Annotated in this window: 8 protein-coding genes; all 8 read left to right on the forward strand. The window is 71.8% G+C overall.

From position 1 onward, the window contains the following. Window positions 1-131 precede the first annotated feature (131 nt). The 8 genes from pulA to ACIQF6_RS15530 all read left to right on the forward strand — a co-directional run bounded on the left by pulA (window position 132) and on the right by ACIQF6_RS15530 (window position 15,783). Window positions 132-5,672, forward strand: a complete 5,541-nt coding sequence (gene pulA / locus ACIQF6_RS15495; RefSeq protein ID WP_400894646.1) for a pullulanase-type alpha-1,6-glucosidase — start codon at window positions 132-134, stop codon at window positions 5,670-5,672. A gap of 417 nt (window positions 5,673-6,089) precedes the next feature. Continuing rightward, window positions 6,090-8,441 carry a M4 family metallopeptidase gene (locus tag ACIQF6_RS15500; RefSeq protein ID WP_400894649.1) on the forward strand — a complete coding sequence of 784 codons (2,352 nt, stop codon included), beginning with the start codon at window positions 6,090-6,092 and terminating at the stop codon, window positions 8,439-8,441. 295 nt (window positions 8,442-8,736) lie between these two features. Then, entirely contained in the window at window positions 8,737-9,924 is a 1,188-nt protein-coding gene (locus ACIQF6_RS15505) for a macrolide family glycosyltransferase (RefSeq protein WP_400894652.1), read from the forward strand. 305 nt (window positions 9,925-10,229) lie between these two features. Next, complete coding sequence (locus tag ACIQF6_RS15510) at window positions 10,230-11,957, forward strand: carbohydrate-binding module family 20 domain-containing protein (protein WP_400894654.1); 1,728 nt, start codon at window positions 10,230-10,232, stop codon at window positions 11,955-11,957. Between the two features lie 250 nt (window positions 11,958-12,207). After that, complete coding sequence (locus ACIQF6_RS15515; RefSeq protein ID WP_400894656.1) at window positions 12,208-13,233, forward strand: alpha/beta hydrolase; 1,026 nt, start codon at window positions 12,208-12,210, stop codon at window positions 13,231-13,233. 216 nt (window positions 13,234-13,449) lie between these two features. After that, on the forward strand, window positions 13,450-14,178 hold the full coding sequence (locus tag ACIQF6_RS15520; RefSeq protein ID WP_400894658.1) for a hemerythrin domain-containing protein: 729 nt from the start codon (window positions 13,450-13,452) through the stop codon (window positions 14,176-14,178). Window positions 14,179-14,297: 119 nt separating this feature from the next. Beyond that, on the forward strand, window positions 14,298-14,924 hold the full coding sequence (locus ACIQF6_RS15525) for a TetR family transcriptional regulator (protein WP_400894661.1): 627 nt from the start codon (window positions 14,298-14,300) through the stop codon (window positions 14,922-14,924). A 103-nt stretch (window positions 14,925-15,027) separates the two neighbouring features. Further along, window positions 15,028-15,783 carry an SDR family NAD(P)-dependent oxidoreductase gene (locus ACIQF6_RS15530; protein WP_400894663.1) on the forward strand — a complete coding sequence of 252 codons (756 nt, stop codon included), beginning with the start codon at window positions 15,028-15,030 and terminating at the stop codon, window positions 15,781-15,783. The last annotated feature ends 17 nt before the right edge of the window (window positions 15,784-15,800 follow it).

Genomic DNA, 15,800 nt, shown 5'->3' on the forward strand with positions numbered 1-15,800 from the left:
CCGTGGGGGCTCAGGTCACGACTCGGTATGACTCGCGTCCGGAACGGCTTTCGCATCTTGCTGAAACATCTTGCAGGGCGCTAGGTTCCACGCCACCCACCCTGCCCAGCGCCCCAAGGGAGAGCCCTGCCGTGGCCGATGCCCAAGCCCGTTCCGCGCGCCGCACCACCCCGTACCGCCGCCCAGGGCGGGCCGCCGTCCTGGTGGCGGCCTCGCTGATCGCCGCCACGCTGGGCGCCGTGCCGCTCGCGTCGGCCGCGCCGGCCGCCCCGCCGGCCGCGCCCTCGGACGCGGCGCTGGCGGCGACCGCGGCCCGGCACGACCTGACCCGGGAGCAGTTCTACTTCGTGCTGCCGGACCGTTTTGCCAACGGCAGCACCGCCAACGACACCGGGGGGATCACCGGGGGCCGGATGGACAACGGGTTCGACCCGGCCGACAAGGGCTTCTACCACGGCGGCGACCTCAAGGGCCTGATCGACAGGCTGGACTACATCCAGGACCTCGGCACCACCGCGATCTGGATGGCCCCGATCTTCAAGAACAAGCCGGTGCAGGGCGCCGGGGCGGACGCCTCGGCCGGCTACCACGGCTACTGGATCACCGACTTCACCCAGGTCGACCCGCACTTCGGCACCAACGCGCAGCTCAAGGAGCTGATCGACAAGGCGCACAAGCGGGGCATCAAGGTCTTCTTCGACGTCATCACCAACCACACCGCGGACGTCATCGACTACGCGGAGGGCACGTACGACTACCGCTCCACCGGCGCGTACCCGACGCTGGACGCGGACGGCAACCCGGTGGACGAGACGGCGATCGCCGACGTCCGGGCGCAGTGGCCGAACATCACCAAGGACTCGTTCCCCTATACCCCGGTGTTCCGGACCCCGGCGGACGCCACCGCGAAGACCCCGTCCTGGCTGAACGACCCGGCGCTGTACCACAACCGGGGCAACTCGACCTTCGTCGGCGAGTCCGCGACCGAGGGCGACTTCTCCGGGCTGGACGACCTGGACACCCAGAACCCGAAGGTGGTCGCCGGGTTCGAGAAGATCTACCAGAAGTGGGTGGCCGACACCGGGGTGGACGGCTTCCGGATCGACACCGTCAAGCACGTCAACATGGCGTTCTGGGAGCAGTGGGCGCCGGCGCTGAAGCAGTTCGCGGCGCAGCAGGGCAACAAGAAGTTCTTCATGTTCGGCGAGGTGTACTCGGGCGACCCGGCGGTGACGTCCCCGTACGTCACCAAGGGCAAGCTTCAGGCGACGCTGGACTTCGCGTTCCAGGACGCGGCCCGGCGGTACGTGTCGCAGAACGGTTCCGCGAAGGCGCTGAGCGAGCTGTACGCGCAGGACTACCGGTACACCACGGCCGACACCGACGCGTACGAGCTGCCGACCTTCCTGGGCAACCACGACATGGGCCGGTTCGGGTCGTTCCTGCGGAGCGACAACCCGGGGGCGTCGGACCAGGCGCTGCTGGCCAAGGACCGGCTGGCGAACGAGCTGCAGTTCCTGACGCGCGGTCAGCCGGTGGTGTACTACGGCGACGAGCAGGGCTTCACCGGCGCGGGCGGCGACAAGGACGCCCGGCAGGACATGTTCGCCTCGAGGACGCCGTCGTACAACAGCGACCCGGTGATCGGCGGGACGTCCGGTTCGATGGACCGGTACGGCGAGGACGGCGCCCTGTACCGGGGGATCGCCGGGCTGGCGAAGCTGCGCAAGGACAACCCGGCGCTGGCGGACGGCGCGCAGGTGGAGCGGTACGCGGCGGACGGGCCGGGCGTGTACGCGTTCTCCCGGATCGACGCCAAGGACCAGGTGGAGTACCTGGTGGCGGTGAACAACGCGGCCGAGCCGAAGACCGTCACGCTGGACACCTTCTCGGCGGGCATGGACTTCGACGGCCTGTACGGGTTCCGGGGGAAGGCGACCAGCGGCGCGGACCGCAAGGTGACGGTGACCGTCCCGGCGATGTCCTCGCTGGCGCTGAAGGCGAAGCACAAGCTCGCGAAGCCGGCCGCGGGCCCGTCGATCACGGTGAGCGCGCCCGCCGACGGTTCGTACGGGACGGTGACGCTCGGGGCGGCGGTGCCCGGCGGCGGGTTCGACCGGGTGACGTTCGCGGCGCAGGTCGGCAACGGGCCGTGGCAGACGCTGGGCACGGCCGACAACGGGGTGTACCGGGTCACGCAGAACCTGGACGGCGTCGCGCCGGGCACGGTGGTGCGGTTCAAGGCCGTGGTGCAGGACTCGGCGGGCCGACTGGCCTCCGCGAGCGGGCAGTTCACCACTGGGCAGCAGACGCCGACGCCCCCGCCGAGCGCGGTGTCGCGCCCGTACGCGGTGGTGCACTACCAGCGGCAGGACGGCAACTACGACGGCTGGAACCTGTACACCTGGGGCGACATCGCCGACGGCGAGGGCACCACCTGGCCGGACGGGCACGGCTTCGTCGGGCGCGACGCGTACGGCGCGTTCGCGTACGTGAAGCTGAAGGGCGGGGCGTCCGACGTCGGGTTCGTGGTGGAGAAGAACGGCACGAAGGACGTCGAGCAGGACCGGCACATCGACATCTCCGCCACCGGCGAGGTGTGGATCAAGGAGGGCGACCCGACCGTCCGCACGGCGAACCCGGACGGGGCGCAGCCGGTGCCGGAGGGCCGGGCGGTCATCCACTACCGGCGGGCGGACGGCAACTACGACGGCTGGGGCCTGCACGACTGGACGGGCGCGGCCACCCCGACCGACTGGGGCAACCCGCTGATGCCGGCCCGCAAGGACGCGTTCGGCGCGGTCTTCGAGGTGCCGCTGGCGGCGGGCGCGACCAGCCTCAGCTACATCATCCACAACGGCAACGACAAGGACCTGCCGCAGGACCAGTCGCTGGACTTCGCCGCCTCCGGCCGGGAGGTGTGGATCGTCGGCGGCCAGGAGGGCTACCTGCTGCCGCAGACCGCCGGCACCTCCTCGCAGCTCGACCTGGGCTCCGCGAAGGCCCAGTGGATCGACGCGAAGACCGTCGTGGTGCCCGCCAACTACGGTGCGGCGGACGCCCAGTTGAAGGGCGGCGCCAGCGCCCAGCTGATCTACGACCCGGCCGGCGGGCTGAGCGTCGAGCAGGGCGTGCTGTCCAAGCCCGGCCACTGGATCCGGCTCAACCCGGCCGCCGGCCTGACGGACGCCCAGAAGGCGAAGTTCCCGCACCTGGCGGGCTACCGGGCGTTCACCGTCGACGCGCGCGACGCCGGCCGGATCACCGCCGCGCTGCGCAGCCAGCTGGTCTTCGCCGAGCACCTGCCGAACGGCGCGGCGCTGGCCGCCACCGGCGTGCAGCTCCCCGGCGTGCTGGACGACCTGTACGCGGCCAGGGCCGCCAAGGCCCAGCTCGGCCCGGTGTACGGGAAGAAGAACGAGGACGGGAACAGCCAGGGCGACGGCCGCACGGTGACGCTGTCGCTGTGGGCGCCGACCGCGACCGAGGTGGCGGTCCAGCTGTTCGACAAGGCGACCGGCGGCACCCCGAAGACCGTCCCGCTGAAGCGTGACGAGGCGTCGGGCGTGTGGTCGCTGGCCAAGGACGCCAAGGAACTGGACGGCAAGTACTACCTGTACCAGGTCAAGGTGTGGGCGCCGAGCGTCCAGCAGATGGTCACCAACCTGGTCACCGACCCGTACTCGACGGCGCTTGCCACCGACTCCAGGCGGAGCCTGGTCGCCGACCTGTCGGCCGCCGCGACCAAGCCCAAGGGCTGGGACCAGCACCGCAGCCCGGCGGCGATCCCGGCCGTCGACCAGCAGATCCAGGAACTGCACGTACGGGACTTCTCGGTCGCCGACGCCACCGTCCCGGCCGACGAGCGCGGCACCTACCTGGCGTTCACCCGGTCGAAGTCCGCGGGCATGCAGCACCTGAAGGAACTCGCCGCGGCCGGGGTGACGACCATTCACCTGCTGCCGACCTTCGACATCGCCACCATCCACGAGAACCGCGCCGACCAGAAGCTGCCCGCCTGCGACCTGGCCGCGCTGCCCCCGGACTCGCCGAAGCAGCAGGAGTGCGTCGCCGCGGTGCAGGCCGACGACGCCTACAACTGGGGCTACGACCCGCTGCACTACACCGTCCCCGAGGGCTCGTACGCGACGGATCCGAACGGCACCGCGCGGACCGTGCAGTTCCGGGAGATGGTGCAGGCGATGCACGACGCGGGCCTGCGGGTGGTGCTGGACGTGGTGTACAACCACACCGCGGCGGCCGGGCAGGACGAGCACTCGGTGCTGGACAAGGTCGTCCCCGGCTACTACCAGCGCCTCAGCGACAGCGGCAAGGTCACCACCGACTCGTGCTGCGCCGACACCGCGCCCGAGCACGCCATGATGAACAAGCTGGTGGTCGACTCGGTGGTCACCTGGGCCAGGCAGTACCGGGTGGACGGCTTCCGGTTCGACCTGATGGGCCTGGACCCGAAGTCGACCATGCTGGACGTGCAGTCGGCGCTCGGCGCGCTGACCCCGCAGAAGGACGGCGTGGACGGGAAGAGCATCTTCCTCTACGGCGAGGGCTGGAACTTCGGCACCGTCGCCGACGACGCCCGGTTCGTCCAGGCCACCCAGGTCAACATGGCGGGCACCGGCATCGCCACCTTCAACGACCGGATCCGGGACGCCGGGCGCGGCGGCAACTTCATGCTGTCCTCGGCCCCGCAGCAGGGCTTCGCCTCCGGCCTGTACACCGACCCCAACGGCTCGGCCGACAACGGGAGTCCGGAGGAGCAGAAGGCCCGGCTGCTGCACCAGATGGACCAGATCAAGGTCGGCCTGACCGGCAACCTGGCCGGCTACGCGTTCACCGACTCGGCCGGAAAGCCCGTCACCGGCAAGGGAGTCGACTACAACGGCGCCCCGACCGGCTACGCGGCGAACCCCGGCGAGGCGGTGGAGTACCTGGACGCGCACGACAACGCCGACCTGTACGACGCGCTGGCGTTCAAGCTGCCGCAGGGCACCTCGCCCGCCGACCGGGCCCGGATGCAGGCGCTCGGCCTGTCGCTGACCGCGCTGAGCCAGGGCCCGGGCTTCGCCCAGGCCGGCAGCGACCTGCTGCGCTCCAAGTCGCTGGACGCCAACTCCTTCGACTCCGGGGACTGGTTCAACGCCATCAACTGGGACTGCTCGCTCGGCAACGGCTGGGGCCGCGGCCTGCCGATGGCGGCCGACAACCAGGAGATGTGGGCCCGCGACAAGCAGCTGCTGGCCGACCCGAAGCTGCGGATGGGCTGCAACGAGACGGGCGCCAGCACCGCGCTCTACCAGCAGTTCCTGCGGATCCGCCGGTCCTCGCCGCTGTTCTCCCTGTCGAGCGCGGCCGAGGTGCAGCGCCGACTGTCCTTCCCGCTGTCCGGCACCGCCGGGGAGAACCCGGGCGTGATCACCATGCACCTGGACGGCACCGGGCTGAAGGGCGCCGAGAAGGGCCTGACGGTGGTCTTCAACGCCACCCCGACCGCGCAGACCCAGACCGTCGCGGGCCTGCGCGGCACCGCGCAGGCACTGCACCAGGTGCAGGCCGCGGGCACCGACCCGGTGGTCCGGGGGGCAGCCTTCGACGCGGCCTCGGGGACCTTCACGGTGCCGGGCCGGACGGTCGCGGTGTTCGTCCAGAAGTAATGGTTCCCCGGCGGTAACAGGGGTCCCACCTCCGGGTGGGGCCCCTTGTCGGGTTGGCCGAAAAGCATCGACCAGGTCCGGTGGACGGTCAGGTTTACCTGACGGCATCCCAAATGCCGGACCATGGACGGCCCTTGGGGAACCTGTAGGGCGGTCATAAATGAGTCAATCCGTGGCATGCATCTGTCATTCGGTGGGTGTTTGCTGCCACGATTCCCCTCGCTGCGAAGACAGGTAGCCCCACTCACTCCCCGCCGGTGAAGCCCTCCCCAGGGCGCCGGCAGCCCGCAGCCCTGCACCGCGTACGTGCACCGCACCCCACGCCGCTACCGGCGGCGGGGGCCCCCGCTGCGCCGCAACCGCGGCCAGATTCTCTCCACCGCTCGTGACCCCGCGACGGTCGGTAAAGGAGTCTGCATGTCTCGCTACACGCATGCCCGCGTGAGCATGGCCGCCCTCGCGGCCACCACCGCTCTGCTGGTGACCGCGATCCCGTCGGTGATCGCCCAGGCCGCGCCCGCCGGTACCTCCACGGCCCAGGTCGCCGACCAGCAGGCGGCCGCCGGGCACGCCCAGCTGATCTCGGACGCCGGCGCCCGCTCCGCCCAGGTCGCGCAGACCCTGGGCCTGGGCTCCGCCGAGAAGCTGGTGGTCAAGGACGCGTTCAAGGACGCGGACGGCACCCAGCACTTCCGCTACGAGCGCACCTACAACGGACTCCCCGTCCTCGGTGGCGACATGGTCGTCCACCAGGCCGCGAACGGCTCCACCAAGGGCGTGGACCGGGCCTCCTCCGCCTCGCTGAACGGCCTGTCCACCACCCCGAAGCTGGCCGCCGCCAAGGGCCAGGCCACCGCGCTGGCCGCCGAGCAGGGCGCCGCCCTGGACACCGCGCCCCGCCTGGTGGTCTGGGCCGCCGACAACAGCCCGCGCCTGGCCTGGGAGACCGTGGTCTCCGGCGTCCAGGCGGACGGCACCCCGAGCAAGCTGCACGTGATCACCGACGCCACCACCGGCGACGTGATCCAGAAGACCGAGGGCGTGGAGACCGGCACCGGCACCGGCGTCTTCGTCGGCAGCGTCAACCTCGGCACCTCGCTGTCCGGGTCGTCGTACCAGCTGAAGGACCCGACCCGCGGCAACATGTACACCACCAACCTGAACAACGGGACCAGCGGCACCGGCACGCTGTACAGCAAGTCCACCGACACCTGGGGCGACGGCACCGTCGCCAACAAGGAGTCGGCGGCCGTCGACGCCCACTACGGCGTCGCGATGACCTGGGACTTCTACAAGAACACCTACGGCCGCAACGGCATCCGCAACGACGGGGTCGGCGCGTACAGCCGGGTCCACTACGGCAGCAACTACGTCAACGCGTTCTGGGACGACAGCTGCTTCTGCATGACCTACGGCGACGGCGCCTCCAACACCCACCCGCTGACCGAACTCGACGTCGCGGGCCACGAGATGACGCACGGCGTCACCTCCAACACGGCCGGCCTGAACTACTCCGGCGAGTCCGGCGGCCTGAACGAGTCCACCTCGGACGTGTTCGGCACCATGGTGGAGTTCTACGCGAACCTGCCCACCGACGTGCCGGACTACCTGATCGGCGAGCTGATCAACATCAACGGCAACGGCACGCCGCTGCGGTACATGGACCAGCCCTCCAAGGACGGGTCCTCGGCCGACTACTGGTCCTCCACGGTCGGCAACAAGGACGTCCACTACTCGTCCGGCGTCGGCAACCACCTCTTCTACCTGCTGTCCGAGGGCAGCGGCGCCAAGGTGATCAACGGCGTCAGCTACAACTCGCCGACCTACAACAGCATCCCGGTCACCGGCATCGGCCGGGACAAGGCCGCCGCCATCTGGTACCGGGCGCTGACCACGTACTGGACCTCCACCACCAACTACGCGGCCGCGCGGACCGGCATGCTCTCCGCCGCGACGGACCTGTACGGCGCCAACTCGGCCGAGTACAACGCCACCGCGACCGCCTGGGCGGCCGTCAACGTCGGCTCGCTGCCCAGCACCGGCGGCCCGACCGTGACCAGCCCCGGCAACCAGTCGACGGCGCTGAACGCCTCGGTCAGCCTGCAGATCAACGCCACCGGCGGCACCGCGCCGCTGAGCTACTCGGCCACCGGCCTGCCCACCGGCCTGTCGATCGACGCCTCCACCGGCAAGATCACCGGCACCGCCACCGCGGCCGGCACCTACAACGTCACCGTCACCGCGAAGGACGCCGCCGCCAAGACCGGCTCCGTCTCCTTCACCTGGACCGTCAGCGGTGGCGGCGGCGGCAGCTGCACCCCGGCCCAGCTGCTCGGCAACCCCGGCTTCGAGACCGGCTCCGCCGCGCCCTGGACCACCACCAGCGGCGTGGTCGACAGCTCCACCTCGCAGCCCGCGCACAGCGGCACCTGGAAGGCGTGGATGGACGGCTACGGCTCCAGCCACACCGACTCGATCTCGCAGACCGTCACCATCCCGGCCGGCTGCACGGCGTCGCTGAGCTTCTGGCTGCACATCGACACCGCTGAGACCACCACCACCACGGCGTACGACAAGATGACCGTCACCGTGAACGGCACCACGGTCGCCACGTACTCCAACCTCGACAAGAACACCGGCTACGCGCAGAAGACCATCGACCTCTCCGCCTACGCCGGCCAGTCCGTCACGGTGAAGTTCAACGCCGTCGAGGACGTCTCGCTGCAGACGTCCTTCGTGGTCGACGACACCGCGATCCAGACCAGCTGACCCACCCTCAGGGACCGGTGCCCGGCAGTCGCTCCGGCGGCTGCCGGGCACCGGCACGCCCATGAACTGACGATCGGTCAATTCGACCGCCTGGCACCGGAATCAATTCGGATGCGCGCGGCGGGCCGGGCGGGTTACTGTCCCGACATGTCCTTCTTCCACCAGATCTACGGCTGACGCGGCCGGGGCAGCGCCCCGAGCCCCGCGTCCCGCCCGCCCCGACGCCCTCTGACGGCCCGTCGGCGGTGCGGTGTTCCCATCCCAGCCCCGTAGACCGGAAGCAGGTGCTTTCGCCATGACCCGTCGCGCCCACATCGCCATGATCGGCGTCCCGCTCGTCAGCCACATCCGCCCGAGCCTCGAAGTGATCCGCGAACTCGTCGCCCGCGGCCACCGGGTGACGTACGCAAACGACCCGCTGGCGGCCGAGCTGATCGCGCCCACCGGGGCCGAGCAGGTGCCGTGTCCGTCCCTCCTGCCGGCCGCCGACCACGACTGGCCGGACGACCCGATCGGCGCCATGCGGATCTTCCTGGAGGACGCGATCGCGATGCTGCCCCGGCTGCACGCGCACTACGACGCCGACCCGGCCGACGTCTATCTGTACGACATCGGCGCGTACGCCGCCCGGGCGCTGGCCGAGGCGCAGCGGCGGCCGATCGTGCAGCTCTCGCCGACCCTGGTCGGCTGGGACGGCTACCAGGACGAGATCGGCGGTCCGATGCGGCAACTGCCCGGTGCGGACGCCTACTTCGGGCGGTTCGCCGAGTGGCTGGCCGGCAGCGGCGCCACCACGGTCGACGTGGACGCGTTCGCCGGGAAGCCGGTCCGCGCCGTCGCGATGATCACCGAGGCGATGCAGCCGCACGCCGACCGGGTGGACCGCGAGGCGGTGGAGTTCGTCGGGCCGTGCTTCGACCTGCGGGCGGAGCAGGGCAGTTGGCGGCGGCCGGCCGGGGCCGGGAAGGTGCTGCTGGTGTCGCTCGGCTCGGCGTTCACCCGGCAGCCCGGGTTCTACCGGAACTGCCTGGCGGCCTTCGGCGACCGCCCCGGCTGGCATGTGGTGCTGCAGATCGGCAAACACGTCGACACGGCCGCTCTGGGGGAGATCCCGGCCAACGTCGAGGTGCACCGGTGGGTGCCCCAGCGGGCGGTGCTGGAGCAGGCCGACGCCTTCGTCACCCACGCCGGGATGGGCGGCTGCGGCGAAGGGCTGCTGGCGGGCGTGCCGATGATCGCGGTGCCGCAGGCCGCCGAGCAGTTCATGAACGCCGACCGCCTGGTCGAGCTCGGCGTGGCCCGCCGGCTGGACACCGCCGACGCCACGCCCGAGGCGCTGTGGTCGGCCCTCACCGCCCTGGTCGGGGACGGCGAAGTGGCGGCCCGGCTGCGGGAGTTGAGCGCCCGCGCGAAGGGCGAGGGCGGCACCGCCCGGGCCTGTGACCTGATCGAGCAGCAGCTGGGCCGGGGCCCCGCTTCCTGATCCTGCCCGGCCCGCGCCGGTCCGCCGTTGACGAACTGTCAGCGGCGGGCCGGCGCTGCCGTTTTCGGGGCCCGGAGCCGGGTCGAAGGCTCCCTTGACGGCCGTCCGGACCGACCATATGGTCATGCCACTGCAAATTTCCAGCAAGTTTCAACAGGCTTGCAGGAACCTTGCAGTAGCGACTGGCCCCCTTCGCGCGGACGGCCGGGGGCCCCAACACCCCCGGCCGTCGCGGCCCCCCACCCTGCCGCCTCCCGGCCGCGGCCTGCGTCCGCGGACCCGGGCCACCCCCCAGGAGTGCTCCCTTGCCCACCCCCGCCCCCACCCGCAGGAAGCGTGCCCTCGCCGCCTGCACCGCCCTCGCGGCGCTCGGCCTCTCGGCCGGCGCCGGGCTCTCACTGGCGCCCACCGCCGCGGCCACCCCGCCCGGCAGCAAGGACGTCACCGCCACCCTGTTCGAGTGGAAGTTCGACTCGGTGGCCAAGGCCTGCACCGACACCCTCGGCCCCAAGGGCTACGGCTACGTCGAGGTCTCCCCGCCCCAGGAGCACATCCAGGGCGCCCAGTGGTGGACCTCCTACCAGCCCGTCAGCTACAAGATCGCCGGTCGGCTCGGCGACCGCACCTCGTTCAAGAACATGGTCACCACCTGCCACGCGGCGGGCGTCAAGGTGGTCGCCGATTCGGTGATCAACCACATGACGGCCGGCAGCGGCACCGGCACCGGCGGCACCGTCTACACGAAGTACAACTACCCGGGCTACTACCAGGACCAGGACTTCCACACCTGCCGCACGGACATCACCAACTACGGCGACCGCTCCAACGTCCAGAACTGCGAACTGTCCGGCCTGGCCGACCTCAACACCGGCTCCGCGTACGTCCAGCAGACCATCGCCAACTACCTGAGCGACCTGGCCTCGCTCGGCGTGGACGGCTTCCGGATCGACGCCGCCAAGCACATCGCCGCCAGTGACCTGGCCGCCATCAAGGCGAAGATGAGCAACCCGAACGCGTACTGGGTGCAGGAGGTCATCTACGGCGCGGGCGAGGCGATCCAGCCCTCCGAGTACACCGGCAACGGCGACGTGGACGAGTTCCGCTCCGGGACGTGGCTGAAGAGCGCCTTCAAGGGCGGGAAGATATCCGACCTGCAGAGCTGGGGCAGCGGCCTGCTCGCCTCCTCGCAGGCCCGCACCTTCGTCGACAACTGGGACACCGAGCGCAACGGCTCCACCCTCACCTACAAGGACGGCTCCACCTACACGCTGGCCAACGTCTTCATGCTGGCGTACCCGTACGGCTCGCCGAACGTGTACTCCGGCTACGCGTTCAGCGGCAACGACGACGGTCCGCCGAACGGCGGCTCCGTAACCGCCTGCTACCAGAACGGCTGGAACTGCGTCCACGCCTGGCGGCAGGTCGCCAACATGGTCGGCTTCCGCAACGCCGTCGCCGGCACCGCGCTGACCAACTGGTGGTCCAACGGCAGCAACGCCATCGGCTTCGGCCGCGGCAGCAAGGGCTACGTGGCGATCAACCGGGAGACCTCGGCGATCACCCAGACCTTCCAGACCTCGCTGCCGGCCGGCGTCTACTGCGACGTCCAGCACGGCGACCCGGTGGGCGGCGGCTGCTCCGGTCCGACCTACACCGTCGGCGCGGACGGGAAGTTCACCGCCTCGGTCGGCGCGGGCGACGCCGTCGCGTTGTACGTCGGCGCCACCGCCGCGAGCACCGCGCCCGGCGCGTCGTTCGCGGTCAACGCCACCACCTCGCTCGGCCAGAACATCTACCTGGCGGGCGACGCGGCCGCGCTCGGCGGCTGGGACACCTCCAAGGCGCTGCTGCTGGGCTCCGCCGCCTACCCGGTGTGGAAGCTCGACGTGGCGCTGCCGGCCGGCACCGCGGTGCAGTACAAGTACCTCCGCAAGGACGCCGCGGGCAACGTCACCTGGGAGAGCGGCGCCAACCGCACCGCCACCGTCCCGGCGAGCGGGAGGATCACCCTGAACGACACCTGGCGCCCCTGACGCCAGGAGCGGCCCCCGCCGCTCGGCGGGGGCCGCCCCCGCCGAGCGGCGGGTTGTTCACCCCGCCGCAACCGGTGCCCCGGGCGGTACGTCATAGGATCTCGAACGGCCCCACCACCGCACGCTCGTGCGGCCGCGGCCGTTCCCGGGGAAGCGCCGGCCGTCAGGCGTGCGGCGGCCCCGGCGAAGCCCAATGACCAGGGCCCCTCCCGGCTGCCGGGCCGGCCCCCGCCCGGAGAGAAACCGACCCGTGCTGCCGCAACCCCGTTCCGCCGCCCGCCGTCTGCTGACCGCCGCCGCCCTGCTCGCCCTCGCCGCCCCGGTGGCCGCCTGCGGCAGCAACACCGGGAACCCCGGCGACGCCAAGGCCGCGACCGCCGGCGACCACCCGTCGCCGTCCGGCGCACAGAGCAGCAGCGCACCGCCCAAGCCGACCAAGGTGCTGATGCCGACCGGCCCGGCCGCGCAGCTGTCCAAGGCCCGCGACACCGCCGCCGGACCGATCATGGTGACCACCCTGACCGGCGCCAAGTCCGGTGTCAGCGGCAAGGTGTGGGTCTGGCTGCCGCCGCAGTACAACGACCCGAAGTACGCCAAGACCGGCTTCCCGGTGCTCACCCTGTACGCGGGCGGGCAGAGCGCCGGCTACAACACCTGGACCGACAACCAGCTGCCGATCCAGGAGATCGACCAGCAGATGGTCGCCGAGGGCAAGGCCCACCCGTTCATCATGATCATGCCGGTGCAGAACCTGGACTCCAGCGAGTCCAAGGCCCTGGAGTGCGCCGACATCCCCGGCCAGCCGAAGATCGGCACCTGGATGGCCGAGGACATCCCCGACTTCGTCCGGGCCAACTTCCGCACCGTCAAGGGCCGCGACGGCTGGTCCGTGATGGGCGCCTCCACCGGCGCGTTCTGCAGCGCCAAGCTCGCCCTCCAGCACCCCGACGTGTTCAAGGCCGCGGTGCCGATCGACGGCTACTGGAACCCGGACTCGCCGCTGTGGAAGGGCCACGAGCAGGAGCGCCAGGCCAACAGCCCCGACCAGCTGATCGGCCAGGGCGCCGCCGACGTGCGGATGCTGGTCACCGCGGGCGGCGCCAACCCGTACGAGACCAAGCTGGTGAAGGCCTGGGTCGGGAAGGTCAAGGCCCCCACCACCATCGAGTACTACGAGCAGCCCGGCGGCAAGCACCTCACCTCCGACTTCAAGAAGATGATCCCGCACACCCTGGAGTGGCTGACCGCCAACACCGCCGGACCCGAGTCCGACTGACCGGGCGGTCGAACGGGCGGGCGACCGCCCGCCGGAAACGGGCCGGAAACCGCCCGGAACGGCCCCGAAACCGTGCTGACCTGCACATCAATCGGTCGTTCATTCGACCCTGATGCACTGCTCCCACCCTGGAACCCGTGGACCGGAGAACTGGACCGGGGCGCCGCAACCGCGGCCCCCGCTCCGGCCAGCCCAGCCAGTCGTGAAGAGAGCGCCATGTCCCGCCACCTGCTGCCCGTCGGCCCGACGACCGTTCCCGCCCCGCGCGAGGAGATTCCTGCCGCGCCGGTGGTCGACCTCCTCCCGTTCGCCGGGCTGAGCCTGGTGCACGCCGCCGTCCGGCGCGACCTCGCCCGGATCCCGCAGGCCCTGCGACTGCTCCAGCCCGACGACCACGAGAGCGCGCTCGCGCTCAAGCGGCACTGGGACTTCGTGACCGCCATGGTCACCTGCCACCACGAGCAGCAGGACACCCGGCTGTGGCCGCTGCTGCGCCGCTTCGCGCCCGAACTGCGGCTGCTGCTCAACTGGCTGGAGTCCGACCACCACAACCTCGACCAGTGCTTCACCCGCACCACCACCCTGGTCGGCATCGCCACCCGCGACCCCGCCAGCTCCTGGCCGGTCTCCTACGCGGTGGAGGAGCTCGCCGCCCGGGTGGAGACCCACCTGCGGATCGAGGAGCGCCAGCTGCTGCCCCGGATGGCCGGCGTCTTCCAGCCCGGCTCCCGGATCGGCACCCTGCCCGAACTGCTCGACCTGCTCCGCCTCGCCGACGGCCCGTCCGCGTCCGACGCCCTGGTCTGGCTGCTGGAGGGCGTCGACCCGGTGCAGATCGACCGCCTGCTGGCGGACTGCGACGACGAGACCGTCCGCCACTGGCCGCACTGGCGCGACACCTACGCCCGCTGCACCGACCGCCTCTGGGGGCCGGCGGCCCAGTAGCCCGGCGGCCCGGCAGTGACGTCCCGGGGCCGCCCGGGACGTCAGCGGCACGACCCGGGGCCGGATGTCCCGGCGGGACTGATGTCCCGCCGGGACATTTCCGGTAGTACGGTGTTCGTATGAGCACCGACCAGCAGCAGGTGTCGGTCCCGCCCGGGCGGCGCGACCGCAAGGCCCGCCGCACCCGCGAGGCGATGGCCGACGCCGCGCTGCGCCTCACCCTGGAACACGGCCTGGCCGCCCTCGCCGTCGAGCACGTCACCGACGCCGCCGACGTCTCCCGGCGCACCTTCAGCCGCTACTTCCCGTCCCGCGAGGACGCCGTCCTCGACCCGCTGCGCACCGACTTCGCCCGGATCAACGAGCACCTCGCCGCCCGGCCCGCCGCCGAGGCCCCGGTCGCCGCCTACCGGGCCGCCGTCACCGCCTGGCTGCACGACGGCGACCACCCGGCCTGGCACCGCCGCCCCGGCATGCGCGCGCTGTTCGCGCTGATCGACGAGGAGCCCGCGCTGACCGCCGCCTACCGGCGGATCGCCGTCGCCGAGGAGGAACGGTCGATCCGGCTGGTCGCCGCCCGGCTCGGCCTGCACCCGGAGACCGACCTGCGGCCCGCCGTCGCCGTCGGCCTCGGCGTCGCCGCCCTGCACGCCGCCACCCGCACCTGGGTGCGCGACCCGGCGGGCGACCTGCCCGCCCTGATCGACCGCGCCTTCGACCTGGTCGCGGCCGAACCCCCGAACTGACCGGCCGTCGGCGCGGCCGGACCGCCGCGCCGACCGGCCGTCAGGAACCCTCCGCACCACCCGCGCCCGCCCCGGGCGCGGCGCACGAAAGGACCGACCACCCATGACCACCCAGGAGTTCACCGGCCGCACCGCTCTCGTCACCGGCGCCGCCTCCGGCATCGGCCTGGCCGTCGCCACCCTGCTCGCCGAGCGCGGCGCGAGCGTCGCCGTCGCCGACTACAACCTGGACGGCGCCCGGGAGGCCGCCGCCGCCCTCGAGGCGACCGGCGCGAAGGCCCTCGCCGTGCAGGTCGACGTCACCGACCCGGCCTCCGTCGAGGCCGCCGTCCGCGCCACCGTGCAGGGCCTCGGCCCGCTCTCGCTGGCCGTCAACAACGCCGGCATCGGCGGCGCGATCGCCCCCACCGGCGAGTACGAGCCGGAGGCCTGGCGGCGGGTGCTCGCCACCAACCTGGACGGCGTCTTCTACTCGATGCGCTACGAACTGCCGGAGATCCTCGCCGCGGGCGGCGGCGCGATCGTCAACATGGCGTCCATCCTCGGCACCAACGGCTTCGCCGGCTCGCCCGCGTACGTCGCCGCCAAGCACGGCGTGGTCGGCCTGACCAAGACCGCCGCGATCGAGTACGCCCCGCAGGGCATCCGGGTCAACGCGGTCGGCCCCGGCTTCATCGACACCCCGCTGCTCAAGGACACCGACCCGGCGGGGCGCGAGCTGCTGATCTCACTGCACCCCGCCGGACGTCTCGGCCGCGCCGAGGAGGTCGCCGAGCTCACCGCGTTCCTGCTCTCCGACCGGGCGTCCTTCGTCACCGGCAGCTACCACCTGGTCGACGGCGGCTACTCCGCCCGCTGACGCCCGGTCGGCGGCGG

This window comes from Kitasatospora sp. NPDC092948, from assembly GCF_044754805.1.
Lineage (GTDB): Bacteria > Actinomycetota > Actinomycetes > Streptomycetales > Streptomycetaceae > Kitasatospora.